At 54.2% G+C, this 13,592-nt stretch carries 12 protein-coding genes; 11 read left to right on the top strand and 1 reads right to left on the bottom strand.

Annotated features, from left to right (window positions below):
* The first annotated feature begins 439 nt into the window (after positions 1-439).
* The 3 genes from ETG88_RS01515 (at position 440) to ETG88_RS01500 (ending at position 4,166) form a co-directional block, all read left to right on the top strand.
* Positions 440-2,008: a methyl-accepting chemotaxis protein gene (locus tag ETG88_RS01515; protein ID WP_233446104.1), complete on the top strand. Its 1,569-nt coding sequence runs from the start codon at positions 440-442 to the stop codon at positions 2,006-2,008.
* A gap of 570 nt (positions 2,009-2,578) precedes the next feature.
* Complete coding sequence (locus ETG88_RS01505; RefSeq protein ID WP_206732570.1) at positions 2,579-3,166, top strand: TetR/AcrR family transcriptional regulator; 588 nt, start codon at positions 2,579-2,581, stop codon at positions 3,164-3,166.
* Positions 3,159-4,166: an NAD-dependent epimerase/dehydratase family protein gene (locus tag ETG88_RS01500; protein WP_187469890.1), complete on the top strand. Its 1,008-nt coding sequence runs from the start codon at positions 3,159-3,161 to the stop codon at positions 4,164-4,166. The genes ETG88_RS01505 and ETG88_RS01500 overlap by 8 nt, the downstream gene beginning before the upstream one ends.
* Before the next feature lie 202 nt (positions 4,167-4,368).
* Here the strand turns inward: ETG88_RS01500 and icd are convergent, their stop codons facing one another.
* Entirely contained in the window at positions 4,369-5,619 is a 1,251-nt protein-coding gene (gene icd, locus ETG88_RS01495) for an NADP-dependent isocitrate dehydrogenase (protein ID WP_102103468.1), read from the bottom strand.
* A 108-nt stretch (positions 5,620-5,727) separates the two neighbouring features.
* Here icd and rluE point away from each other — a divergent pair, with 108 nt between their 5' ends.
* From rluE to ETG88_RS01455, 8 genes are all read left to right on the top strand, one after another.
* Positions 5,728-6,390 (top strand): 23S rRNA pseudouridine(2457) synthase RluE, encoded by a 663-nt coding sequence (gene rluE, locus ETG88_RS01490; RefSeq protein ID WP_100780545.1) that lies wholly within the window; start codon positions 5,728-5,730, stop codon positions 6,388-6,390.
* Positions 6,391-6,399: 9 nt separating this feature from the next.
* On the top strand, positions 6,400-6,873 hold the full coding sequence (locus ETG88_RS01485) for an NUDIX hydrolase (protein ID WP_100780546.1): 474 nt from the start codon (positions 6,400-6,402) through the stop codon (positions 6,871-6,873).
* Between the two features lie 40 nt (positions 6,874-6,913).
* Positions 6,914-8,026 (top strand): tRNA 2-thiouridine(34) synthase MnmA, encoded by a 1,113-nt coding sequence (mnmA, locus tag ETG88_RS01480; protein WP_107703859.1) that lies wholly within the window; start codon positions 6,914-6,916, stop codon positions 8,024-8,026.
* A 27-nt stretch (positions 8,027-8,053) separates the two neighbouring features.
* Positions 8,054-8,683, top strand: a complete 630-nt coding sequence (gene hflD / locus ETG88_RS01475; RefSeq protein WP_100780548.1) for a high frequency lysogenization protein HflD — start codon at positions 8,054-8,056, stop codon at positions 8,681-8,683.
* 19 nt (positions 8,684-8,702) lie between these two features.
* Positions 8,703-10,073 carry an adenylosuccinate lyase gene (gene purB, locus ETG88_RS01470; RefSeq protein WP_102103465.1) on the top strand — a complete coding sequence of 457 codons (1,371 nt, stop codon included), beginning with the start codon at positions 8,703-8,705 and terminating at the stop codon, positions 10,071-10,073.
* 125 nt (positions 10,074-10,198) lie between these two features.
* Positions 10,199-10,870: a two-component system response regulator PhoP gene (gene phoP, locus ETG88_RS01465; protein ID WP_100780550.1), complete on the top strand. Its 672-nt coding sequence runs from the start codon at positions 10,199-10,201 to the stop codon at positions 10,868-10,870.
* The gene (gene phoQ, locus ETG88_RS01460; RefSeq protein WP_102103464.1) at positions 10,871-12,334 is read left to right on the top strand and encodes a two-component system sensor histidine kinase PhoQ; all 1,464 of its coding nucleotides are present in this window, start codon (positions 10,871-10,873) and stop codon (positions 12,332-12,334) included.
* Positions 12,335-12,424: 90 nt separating this feature from the next.
* Positions 12,425-13,546 (top strand): ribosomal protein uL16 3-hydroxylase, encoded by a 1,122-nt coding sequence (locus ETG88_RS01455; protein WP_100780552.1) that lies wholly within the window; start codon positions 12,425-12,427, stop codon positions 13,544-13,546.
* Positions 13,547-13,592: the final 46 nt, after the last annotated feature.

Raw genomic sequence — 13,592 nt, 5'->3', positions numbered from 1 at the left:
AAAAGGATAGCACAGGATCACCAAAATGATATTTGTGATAGGGATCACGCTGCCTGTTTGCACAATTTATCAGCACTTAAAAAAATCACGCACCACACAAAAGATGGGGTTGCAACTTCAGTTGAGAAAGATTATCTTTCTCAATACTGAATAGTTGAGCAAATCACTCAGGTATTCAGTACGACATTGCTCACATTGCTTCCAGTATTTCTTGCCCACTTTTTAGTGGGCTTTTTTTTGCGCCGTTGCCCTCCTCACCTGGGATACGCATCCGGATCATCAAGTTTAAATATCGCGTTTCCCCTCAGAAAAAACAGTAAACATCATATTTTGGTTTTGGACTGATTTTGATGTTTCTCTCAATCAAGCCCCTTTTACCCCTGCCGATAACCCTTCCAACATTGATGGTATTTCGTTACAGGTTATAAAGGGGTTTACTGTGAAAAATATTAAAATCAGAGTCGGGCTGTTGATCGTTCTGACGACTTTTACGCTTATGCTCATTCTTTCCAGCGGGCTGGGACTCTATTTCCTCCACCGCAGCAATAATGATATTCAGACATTGAGTTATAACGCCGGAGAACAGAAAGCGCTCAACAACGTGCGTAATGCCATTTTGCGCGCGCGGGTGATTATTGATTCAGCCTCGCAAGCGAAAACCCACGGCGACGATATTGATGAGCCGGCGATTCAGGCCAGTATCCGCAAAGAGATGCAGACCGCCGCTGAGCAATTCCAGCTGTTTGTGCAAATCCCGGGGCTTTCCACCATTCATCCGGAAGTGGGTGCAAGAATGAAAGACCGTTACGACCAGCAAATAGCCGTCATTGCTCACAACTCCGGCCTGCTGATTAATATTAATGATCCGCAGGAACTGAAACTGGCGCTCGCGAAATATCTCGACACCACCCTGCAGGTGCGTCAGGCCTGGGATGATGAATATCACTCTTATATTGATACCACGCAGCGTAATCTGGATGGCGTCATTAGTTACAGCAACAGTTCTTATCAATTTGCCCTGTATGTGATGATCGCCTTGCTGATTCTTGCCGCCGTGTTGTTCTTTGTTATCAACGCCTGGATGCGGAAAATGTTAATCCTGCCGCTGCAGGAAGTGGCTGAGCATTTTGAATTTATCGGTAAAGGCGATCTGACCGGAGATATCCACGTCGCTAACAATAATGAAATTGGCTTGCTGTTCGCCTCCTTACAAACCATGCAGGCTGAACTGAACTCGACGGTGGTCTCTATCCGTCAGGGCGTTGAGTCCATCAATATTGGCACGCAGGAGATTTCATCCGGCAACAACGACCTTTCTCGTCGTACCGAAGAGCAGGCCGCAGCCGTTGTGGAAACCGCGGCGAGCATGGAACAGATCACCTCCACGGTGAAAATGAATACCGATAATGCCCTTGAGGCGGCACAGATGGTGCAAAACGCCGCCGGAATTGCCAACGAAGGCGAAGAGCAGATGCGGGGCATGATGAAAAAGATGGACGCCATCAGTCAGAGCGCTCAGAAGATGGTTGAGATCATCAGCGTTATCGACAGCATTGCCTTCCAGACCAACATTCTGGCCCTGAACGCCGCCGTAGAAGCGGCGCGTGCAGGCCAGTCCGGGCGCGGTTTCGCCGTAGTCGCAGGCGAAGTCAGAAACCTCGCCCGTCGCTGTACGGACTCTGCAAAAGAGATCACCACGCTCATCAACGAATCGCGCCTGTATATTGAAGAAGGGGCTGAACTGGCCAATAAAACCAGCCAGACCATGCTGGATATCAGCGGAGCCGTCAGTAAGGTCAATGTGATGATGGAAAACATCGCGCTGGCGTCGGAAGAGCAAAGCCGTGGGGTGGAGCAAATTCGTATCGCAATCACCCAGATGGATCACGTCACGCAACAAAACGCCGCGTTAGTGGAAGAAGTGGCGACCACCGCGTCGGGGGTCAACGAGCAGGCAAACTTGCTGTCACACTCAGTGTCGCTTTTCAAAGTGAAAGAGGTTTACTAAGACGGGCTGTCCGGGAGCGGAAGCTCCCGGATCCAGCAAGAGACATCATGATGGATGATACGATGAGCAGAATATTGAAGCTCAGTGATGGTGAATTTCGCCATTGCTGTGCTTAGGCCCTATTCGTCCTGCTTCAATTAAGATTTCCTCAATTAACTCCTCAAGACACTCTCGCCCGTGATGATCGCAGACCAGGTGTACCTGTCGGGAAATCTCGTCAGTATTCATACCATCGCATAATGCCGATTTCAGCATTATCGATGCCCACCGTTTGGCTTCAGAATGAGTCAGCATAACCCCTCCCGATATCGGTTACCTGTTTAAGCGTAGCTAGCCGGGAGTGATTCACCAGGGTTTTTGATCAGTAAAATGCAACACGTTTTTACAGAGGGGTGGATGCTCTTGACCACCTTCCTGCATCAAACATATGCGCACGACGCCGCATCGCTTTCACCGCCTGAGATTTTCGTGTTTTGCTGATCCCTAATTTGCTGTTCTCTTCAGCATATCTGTTGCGCGGCAAACGTAATGCAATTAATATCCGACCGGATGTTTAAATAAATAGGGTGAATGATGGGACGCAGAAAAGAGATCAGTACCGACAGCATTCTCGATGCGGCGGAAGCGGTAATGGCCCGAATCGGCGTGGCTAACCTGACGATTGACGCCGTCGCGCATCAGGCAGGGATTAGCAAGGCCAGCGTGTTGTACGTGCATAAAACCAAACAGGCGCTGCTGGAAGCGCTGGTGACACGCGCAATGAAGCGTGATGACAGCATTCATCAGGACGCGGAGTTGCAGTTGGGGGACATCGACAGCTTAGCGCTAAAAGGCCGTATTGAGGTCGCTAAAACGCCACCGCCAGAGGAGTTCCGGCCGGTCGCGTTAAACCTCAGTTCTGCGCTGATTCTGAATCCTGAACTGCGAAAAACCATGCAACAGCATCAGGATGACGTTATTCAACGCATCATTACGACCTCTGCCCAGCCTCGCGGTGCGCTATTGGCCTATCTGGCGCTTGAAGGTTTTAAGTTTCTCGATTTTCTCGATTTCCATAAATGGACCGACGTAGAACGGGCGCAAATCCTCGAGGAACTCAGCTGGCTCGCGGAACAAAATGTACCTTCTTCGCCACACCCGGAGACTTCAGATGACTAAACATCCGCACGATTTAAATGCCGCCATGGCCCAACGCCGAGTATTCGTCACCGGCGGCAGTGGTTTTGTCGGCAGAAACATCATTCGCCATTATCTCGAAGCGGGGGCAGATGTCCGGGCGCTGGCCAGAAGCGAGGCTGCAGCCGAAATCATTCGCCACGTGGGTGGAGCGCCAGTCTACGGTTCATTGTGCGAAACAGACCTGGTGGATTCCCTCACGGGTTGCGACCTTCTCATTCACGCGGCTGCCGATACGTCACATGGATATGAATCGGCAGAACAATGGCAGGTCAACGTTGAAGGGACCGAAAAGCTGTTTACGGCAGCACGCCAGGCGGGCGTTACGCGAGCTGTACACATCAGTACCGAGTCGGTTTTATTGACTGGTGCGCCGCTGCAAATGGCCTCTGAGACACATCCCCTGCCACAAAAATTTGCCGGGGCGTATAGCCGAAGTAAAGCAGCCGCCGAGCAGGCAGCCTTTGCGCAGGCAAATGAAAATTTCTGCGTCAGCGTGGTGCGCCCACGATTTGTCTGGGGAAAAGGCGACACTACCGCTCTGCCACAGCTTGTCGCGGCGGCCTCCTCCGGGAAATTTGCCTGGATAGACGGCGGCAACTACCTGACTTCAACGACCCACATTGATAATCTCTGCGATGGCATCAGCCGTACAGCCGAATACGGCAAAAGCGGAGAGGTGTATTTCCTCACCGACGGTGAACCTCATATTTTTCGTGATTTCGTCAGCCAACTGCTCGCCACTCAGGGCATAACGGCTCCGGATAAGCGCGTTCCGCGCAGTCTGGTCAGGATACTTGCCCATTTGGGGGACGGCTTATTCCGCCTCACCAGGGGCCGTGTTACCAGCCCGTTAAATCTGCAAACCTACGCCACCTCTGCCGTTGAAGTGACCCTCGACATTAGCAAAGCGCGAAGGGAGCTGGGTTATAACCCTCAGATTACGTTGCATGAGGGAATGATGAAGCTGGATTCCATATAACAGGCCAGCCCCTCATCGGATCGTTCGTCCACCCGTGAAAGCGTTTTTGCGCTCAGCACCATGGAGTGGTGCTGCCCGCCCTGCCTTGGCCGTTATAAGAAAAAATCATGATCTCTTTTGATAATGAATGTTGGTAACCGTGTTAATTCGAAAAAAAACGGGAGCCCATCGGCTCCCGCTTTCTTTTAACCCAGAATCTGGATTACATGTTCGCGATAATCGCGTCGCCAAACTCTGAACATTTCAGCAGTTTAGCGCCTTCCATCAGACGTTCGAAGTCATAGGTGACGGTTTTGGCGTTAATCGCGCCTTCCATACCTTTAACGATCAGGTCTGCGGCTTCGAACCATTCCATATGACGCAGCATCATTTCTGCGGAAAGGATGATGGAACCTGGGTTCACTTTATCCTGGCCTGCATACTTAGGTGCTGTACCGTGGGTTGCTTCGAACAGTGCGCACTCGTCACCGATGTTTGCGCCTGGGGCGATACCGATACCGCCAACCTGGGCTGCCAGGGCGTCGGAGATGTAGTCACCGTTCAGGTTCATACAAGCGATTACGTCGTATTCAGCTGGACGCAGCAGGATCTGCTGCAGGAACGCATCGGCGATCACGTCTTTGACCACGATCTCTTTGCCGGTATTTGGGTTTTTGATTTTCACCCATGGGCCGCCGTCGATCAGCTCACCGCCGAACTCTTCACGCGCTAACTGGTAACCCCAGTCTTTGAAAGCGCCTTCGGTGAACTTCATGATGTTGCCTTTGTGAACCAGGGTCACGGAATCACGATCGTTGGTGATAGCGTATTCGATGGCTGCACGAACCAGGCGTTTAGTGCCTTCTTCGGAGCACGGCTTGATACCGATACCGCAATGTTCAGGGAAACGAATCTTCGTTACGCCCATCTCATCACGCAGGAATTTGATCACTTTTTCAGCTTCGGCGCTGTCGGCTTTCCACTCGATACCCGCATAGATGTCTTCGGAGTTTTCACGGAAGATAACCATGTTGGTCAGTTCAGGGTGTTTCACCGGGCTTGGCGTGCCTGCGTAGTAGCGCACCGGGCGCAGACAGACGTACAGGTCAAGCTGCTGGCGCAGTGCCACGTTCAGGGAACGAATACCGCCACCGACCGGGGTAGTCAGCGGGCCTTTGATGGCAACGCGGTAATCACGAATCAGGTCCAGCGTTTCTTCTGGCAGCCAGACATCCTGGCCATACAGTTGGGTAGATTTTTCGCCGGTATAGATTTCCATCCAGGAAATTTTCCGCTCGCCCTTATAGGCTTTCTGCACGGCGGCATCCACCACTTTAATCATGGCTGGCGTCACATCCACACCGATACCATCACCTTCAATGAAAGGAATGATTGGGTTGTGAGGGATGTTCAGTTTGCCATCTTGTAGGGTGATCTTCTTACCTTCCGCCGGAACGACTACTTTGCTTTCCATTAACCTCTCCTTCGAGCGCTTCTGGTTTTTTGTTAATGAGTTGTAATATGCGACCTCATACTACTCGAATATCTGGCTCGCGCCAATCACTCATGAATTTCCGTTATAATGCGTGAATACATTCATTCTGAAAACACTATGAACAAAACTTCTTTTAGAAATCACCAAGTTGAACGATTCAGCACCCGACGCAACGCCAAAAAAAAGCCTGACACTGGACCGAAGCGGCTGGTTATCTTCAATAAACCCTATGATGTTCTGCCGCAGTTCACAGACGAGGCGGGACGCAGCACGCTAAAAGATTACATCCCGTTACAAGGAATTTATGCCGCAGGCCGTCTGGACCGCGACAGCGAAGGGCTGCTGGTGCTCACCAATGACGGTCAGCTCCAGGCGCAGCTGACTCAGCCAGGCAAACGTACCGGCAAAATTTACTACGTGCAGGTAGAAGGCGAGCCGACGCAGGACGCGGTAGAGGCTCTGCGCAATGGCGTTACGCTCAATGATGGTCCCACTCTGCCCGCAGGCGTCGAACGGGTCGAGGAACCGCAGTGGTTGTGGCCGCGCAATCCGCCCGTTCGCGAGCGCAAAACTATCCCCACCAGCTGGTTGAAAATCACCTTATACGAAGGACGGAATCGACAGGTGCGACGCATGACGGCGCATGTCGGTTTTCCAACCTTACGTCTGATACGCTATGCGATGGGTTCCCTGACGCTCGACACGCTGGCGTCCGGTGAGTGGCGAGAGATCCCGATCGATTCAATCTAAGGAGAACAGATGTTTAAACCACACGTTACCGTCGCCTGCGTAGTTCACGCCGAAGGAAAATTTCTGGTCGTAGAAGAGACCATCAACGGCAAAGCGCTGTGGAACCAGCCTGCAGGCCATCTCGAAGCCGACGAAACCCTGGTGCAGGCCGCCCGCCGTGAGCTGTGGGAAGAGACCGGCATTCATGCCGAGCCGCAGCACTTTGTTCGTCTGCATCAGTGGATCGCCCCCGATCGCACCCCCTTCCTGCGCTTTTTGTTCGTCGTCGAACTTAACGAAATGTGCGCCACTGAGCCGCACGACGACGACATCGATCGCTGCCTGTGGGTCACTGCTGAGGAGATCCTGAATGCCCCAAACCTGCGCTCACCGCTGGTTGCCGAAAGTATTCGTTGTTACCAGTCCGGCAGCCGCTTGCCGCTTGAGGTGATCGCGGAATTTAACTGGCCGTTTACAGAGGGTGCCAACACCGGGGGCGCGTGATAGAATACGCCGCCTTTAAGTTCAATGTCGTGAGTATTCCATGTCAGATAACAGCCAGAAAAAAGTAATCGTCGGCATGTCCGGCGGTGTCGATTCCTCCGTTTCCGCCTACCTGTTGCAACAGCAGGGTTATAAGGTGGAAGGCCTGTTCATGAAGAACTGGGAGGAAGATGATGGCGAGGAATATTGCACGGCTGCGGCGGATCTTGCGGATGCGCAGGCCGTGTGCGACAAACTCGGCATTGAGCTGCATACCGTAAACTTTGCTGCAGAGTACTGGGACAACGTGTTCGAACTCTTCCTCGAAGAGTACAAAGCGGGCCGCACTCCGAACCCGGATATCCTCTGCAACAAAGAGATCAAATTCAAAGCGTTCCTCGAATTCGCCGCCGAAGATCTGGGCGCGGACTTTATCGCGACCGGCCACTACGTGCGTCGTGCCGATGTGGATGGCAAAAGCCAGCTGCTGCGCGGTCTCGACGGTAACAAAGATCAGAGCTACTTCCTCTACACCTTGGGCCACGAGCAGATTGCGCAAAGCCTGTTCCCGGTCGGTGAACTGGAAAAACCGGAAGTGCGTAAAATCGCTGAAGACCTGGATCTGATTACCGCGAAGAAAAAAGACTCTACCGGCATCTGCTTTATCGGCGAACGTAAATTCCGCGAATTCCTCGGCCGCTATCTGCCTGCGCAGCCGGGCAAAATTATCACCGTTGACGGCGATGACGTCGGCGAGCATCAGGGTCTGATGTATCACACCCTCGGCCAGCGTAAAGGGCTGGGCATCGGCGGCACCAAGGATGGCAGCGAAGAGCCGTGGTACGTGGTCGATAAAGACGTTGAAAACAATATTCTGGTTGTGGCTCAGGGGCACGAACATCCGCGTCTGATGTCCGTCGGCCTTATTGCCCAGCAGCTGCACTGGGTCGATCGCGAACCGTTCACCGGCACCCTGCGCTGCACGGTGAAAACCCGCTATCGTCAGACTGATATCCCTTGCACCGTAACGGCTATTGATAACGAACGCATCGAAGTGCGTTTCGACGAGCCTGTCTCTGCCGTTACGCCTGGCCAGTCCGCCGTCTTCTACAGCGGCGAAATCTGCCTCGGCGGCGGGATCATTGAACAGCGTCTACCGCTGGCCGCTGTTTAAACCGATTGCACACCAAAAGGAGCCTGTGTGGCGAAGAATTATTATGACATCACCCTGGCACTGGCAGGAATTTGCCAGTCAGCCCGTCTGGTGCAACAGCTGGCGCATCAGGGTCATTGCGATGCTGACGCGCTGCATGTTTCGCTCAACAGCGTTATCGACCTTAACCCCGGCTCTACGCTCGGTGTGTTCGGTGGCAGTGAAACGAATCTTCGCCTCGGTCTCGAAACCCTGCTCGGCGTGCTCAATGCCAGCAACCGCCAGGGGCTGAATGCAGAACTGACCCGCTACACGTTGAGCCTGATGGTGCTGGAGCGTAAGCTGAACAGCGCGAAAGGTGCAATGGATACGCTCGGCAACCGCATTGCCGGGCTGCAGCGTCAGCTCGACCATTTTGATTTGCAGTCCGAAACCCTGCTGAGTGCGATGGCCGCGATTTATGTCGATGTCATCAGCCCACTTGGGCCACGCATCCAGGTCACCGGCTCCCCTGCCGTGCTGCAAAGCCCGCAGGTACAGGCGAAAGTTCGCGCCTCGCTGCTGGCCGGGATTCGTGCCGCCGTGCTGTGGCAACAGGTTGGCGGTGGCCGACTGCAGTTAATGTTCTCTCGTAATCGCCTGACGACTCAGGCAAAACAAATTCTTGCTCATTGTTAACCTCCCGGAGTTGCGAATTATGGAATTATCCTCACTGACCGCCGTTTCCCCTGTCGATGGACGTTACGGCGATAAAGTCAGCGCGCTGCGCGGGATCTTCAGCGAATATGGTCTGCTGAAGTTCCGTGTACAGGTTGAAGTGCGCTGGCTGCAAAAGTTAGCTACCCAGGCAGCAATCAAGGAAGTTCCTGCTTTTGACGCCCAGGCAAACGATTACCTTGATAAAATCGTCGCGGAGTTCAGCGAAGAAGACGCGGCGCGTATTAAAACTATCGAGCGCACCACCAACCACGACGTAAAAGCGGTTGAATACTTCCTGAAAGAGAAAGTAGAAAGCGTTCCAGCGCTGCACGCGGTGTCTGAGTTCATCCACTTCGCCTGCACCTCAGAAGATATCAACAACCTGTCTCACGCGCTGATGCTCTCTACCGCGCGCCAGGACGTGGTGCTGCCTTACTGGCGCAAAATCATCGACGCGGTGAAAGACCTGGCCGTGCAGTACCGTGATATTCCACTGCTCTCCCGTACCCACGGTCAGCCAGCCACACCGTCGACGATGGGTAAAGAGATGGCAAACGTGGCCTACCGCATGGAGCGCCAGTATCGTCAGCTGGAGCAGGTTGAGATCCTCGGTAAAATCAACGGCGCGGTCGGCAACTACAACGCCCACATCGCCGCGTATCCTGAAGTGGACTGGCACCAGTTCAGCGAAGAGTTCGTGACCTCTCTGGGCATTCAGTGGAACCCGTACACCACCCAGATCGAGCCGCACGACTACATCGCCGAGCTGTTTGACTGCATCGCGCGCTTCAATACCATCCTGATCGACTTCGATCGCGATGTGTGGGGCTACGTGGCGCTGAACCACTTCAAACAGAAAACCATCGCGGGCGAAATCGGCTCTTCCACCATGCCGCATAAAGTGAACCCGATTGACTTCGAAAACTCCGAAGGCAACCTGGGTCTGGCGAACGCCCTGCTGCAACACATGGCGAGCAAACTGCCGGTCTCCCGCTGGCAGCGTGACCTGACGGACTCCACCGTGCTGCGTAACCTCGGCGTCGGCATCGGCTATGCGCTGATCGCCTACCAGTCCACCCTGAAAGGTGTGAGCAAACTGGAAGTGAACCGTGACCGTCTGCTGGACGAACTGGATCACAACTGGGAAGTGCTGGCAGAGCCGATTCAGACCGTGATGCGTCGTTACGGCATTGAAAAACCTTACGAAAAACTGAAAGAGCTGACCCGCGGCAAGCGCGTGGACGCCGAAGGCATGAAGCAGTTTATCGACGGTCTGGATGTGCCAGAAGAAGAGAAAACGCGTCTGAAAGCAATGACGCCGGCGAACTACATCGGTCGCGCCATTGCTATGGTTGATGAGCTGAAGTAATTCCCCTCACCCTCTTTCCGCCCGGAAAGAGGGTTCCTTCCTCTGCGGTTTACTCAATGTTTATCCCCAAAACAACATAATCAGCGTTAAACTATTCATACCATTAATTTTAGGGAGAAGAGATGATGCGCGTATTGGTTGTTGAGGATAATGCATTGCTACGTCATCACCTGAAAGTTCAGCTTCAGGAAATGGGGCATCAGGTCGACGACGCGGAAGACGCAAAAGAGGCGGATTATTATCTCAATGAGCACCTGCCCGATATTGCCATCGTCGATCTGGGCCTGCCGGACGAAGATGGTCTGTCGCTGATCCGCCGCTGGCGCAGCCATGATGTCTCCCTCCCGGTGCTGGTCTTAACCGCCCGCGAAGGCTGGCAGGACAAGGTCGAAGTGCTCAGCGCGGGCGCCGACGATTACGTGACCAAGCCGTTCCATATCGAAGAAGTGTCTGCCCGTATGCAGGCCCTGATGCGCCGTAACAGCGGTCTGGCGTCACAGGTAATCTCTCTTCCTCCGTTCCAGGTCGATCTCTCGCGTCGCGAATTCTCCATCAACGATGAAGTCATTAAGCTGACGGCGTTTGAATACACCATTATGGAAACGCTGATCCGCAACAGCGGTAAAGTAGTGAGCAAAGATTCTTTAATGCTCCAGCTCTATCCTGACGCCGAACTGCGCGAGAGCCACACCATTGATGTGCTGATGGGCCGTTTACGTAAAAAAATCCAGGCGCAATATCCGCAGGATGTCATCACCACGGTCAGGGGTCAGGGATACCTGTTTGAACTACGCTAAATGAAGAAAATCCTTCGCCATTTACTGCCGCTGTCGCTGCGGGTCCGCTTTTTACTGGCTACCGCCGCGGTGGTGCTGATCCTCTCCCTCGCCTACGGCATGGTGGCGCTGGTTGGCTACAGCGTCAGCTTTGATAAAACCACCTTCCGCCTGCTGCGCGGCGAGAGCAATCTCTTCTACACTCTGGCCAAATGGGAAAATAATCGCATCAGCGTGGAGATGCCGGAAAACCTGGACCGGCAAAGCCCGACGATGGCGCTGATCTACGACGAGAAAGGCAAACTGCTGTGGGCGCAACGACATGTCCCGTGGCTGGAGAAAAGTATTCGTCCGGAGTGGCTAAAAACCAACGGCTTTCACGAAATAGAGGCCGACCTGAATTCCACCAGCTCCCTGCTCGGCAACGATGCCTCCATGCAGCGTCAGCTCGACGAAATCCGCGCGGATGACGACGATACAGAGATGACGCACTCGGTGGCGATCAATCTCTATCCGGCGACCATGGATATGCCGCAGCTCACGATTGTGGTGATCGACACCATTCCCGTTGAGCTGAAACGCTCCTATATGGTCTGGAGCTGGTTCGTGTACGTTCTGGCAGCTAACCTGCTGCTGGTGATCCCGCTGCTGTGGATCGCCGCCTGGTGGAGCCTGCGCCCTATTGAATCGCTGGCGAAAGAGGTTCGCGAACTCGAAGAGCACAACCGGGATAAGCTCAATCCGCAGACCACCCGCGAGTTGACAAGCCTGGTGCGCAACCTTAACCGCCTGCTGAAAAGTGAGCGTGAGCGTTACGATAAATACCGCACCACGCTGACGGATCTCACTCACAGTCTGAAAACACCCCTTGCCGTGATGCAGAGCACGCTGCGATCCATGCGCAGCTCAAAGCTCAGCGTGGACGACGCCGAGCCGGTGATGCTGGAGCAGATCAGCCGTATCTCCCAGCAGATTGGCTATTACCTGCACCGCGCCAGTATGCGCTCGGGCAGCCCGTTGCTCAGCCGCGAACTGCACCCCGTCGCCCCCCTGCTGGACAGCCTGACGTCAGCGCTGAACAAGGTCTATCAACGTAAAGGGGTGAACATTAGCCTCGATATTTCGCCTGAGATCAGTTTTGTCGGCGAGAAGAATGACTTTATGGAAGTAATGGGCAATCTGCTGGATAACGCCTGCAAATACTGCCTGGAGTTTGTCGAAGTTTCCGCCCATCAGACCGATGACGAGCTGCACATTATCGTCGAAGATGACGGCCCCGGCATTCCGCAAAACAAACGCGACGTGGTTTTTGATCGTGGCCAACGCGCCGACACGTTGCGTCCTGGTCAGGGCGTGGGGCTTTCCGTCGCGCAGGAGATTGTCGATCAGTATGCCGGGCGCATCGAAACCAGCGACAGCCTGCTGGGCGGCGCGCGGATGGTGGCGATTTTTGGGCGTCAGCACCCCTCCTCTGACGATAGTTAGTACTGAATGTGAAAAAAGCGAGATTCTCGCGCGCAGGCTCTTACGCTTCCGTTATAATCCGAGTCAGTAAGAGCCTGCGGAAATATAATTATGGATTATCACTTAACACTTAACTGGCCCGAGTTTATCGAACGCTATTGGCAAAAACGCCCTGTCGTTCTGAAACGCGGGATCAGCAATTTTGTCGACCCCATCTCCCCGGATGAACTGGCCGGCCTGGCCATGGAAAACGAAGTCGACAGCCGCCTGGTGAGCCACCAGGATGGAAAATGGCAGGTCAGCCACGGTCCTTTTGAGAGCTACGATCACCTCGGCGAGACCAACTGGTCACTGCTGGTGCAGGCCGTGAACCACTGGCATGAGCCGACCGCAGCCCTGATGCATCCGTTCCGCGCCCTGCCCGACTGGCGCATGGACGATCTGATGATCTCCTTCTCTGTACCAGGCGGTGGCGTTGGCCCGCACCTCGATCAGTACGATGTGTTTATCATTCAGGGAACTGGCCGCCGTCGCTGGCGCGTGGGCGAGAAAGTGCCGATGAAACAGCACTGCCCGCACCCGGACCTGCTCCAGGTCGACCCGTTTGAAGGTATCATCGACGAAGAGATGGAGCCGGGCGATATCCTCTATATCCCGCCAGGATTCCCGCACGAAGGGTATTCCCTGGAAAACTCCCTTAACTACTCAGTGGGTTTCCGTGCGCCGAGCGGGCGCGAGATGATCAGCGGCTTTGCTGATTATGTTCTGCAGCGCGAGCTGGGCAGCCATCGCTACAGCGATCCGGATGTTCCTGCGCGCGAGCACCCTGCCGACATTCTGCCGCAGGAGCTGGATAAACTGCGCGAGATGATGCTGGGCCTGATTAACGAGCCGGAGCATTTCCGTCAGTGGTTTGGGGAGTTTGTCAGCCAGTCGCGTCACGAGCTGGATGTCGCTCCTGCCGAGCCGCCTTATCAGCCAGATGAGATTTATGATGCCCTGCAGCAGGGTGATTCGCTGGTCCGTCTGGGTGGGTTGCGCGTACTGCGCATTGGCGACGATATCTTCGTCAATGGCGAGAAGCTCGATTCCCCGCACCGTCCTGCGCTGGAAGCGCTGGCGAGCCATATGGTTCTGAATGCTGAAACCTTCGGCGATGCGCTGGAAGATCCGTCATTCCTCGCCATGCTGGCGGCGCTGGTGAACAGCGGGTACTGGTTCTTCGAGGATTGAGTGCACGAGTGCCCGGTAGCACTTTGCTTACCGGGCACTGTTTTTC

This window comes from Lelliottia nimipressuralis (genome assembly GCF_004115925.1).
Classification (GTDB): Bacteria; Pseudomonadota; Gammaproteobacteria; order Enterobacterales; family Enterobacteriaceae; genus Enterobacter; species Enterobacter nimipressuralis.
Note: the sequence above shows the minus strand (reverse complement) of the source record. Positions and strands in the feature narration are given on the sequence as shown.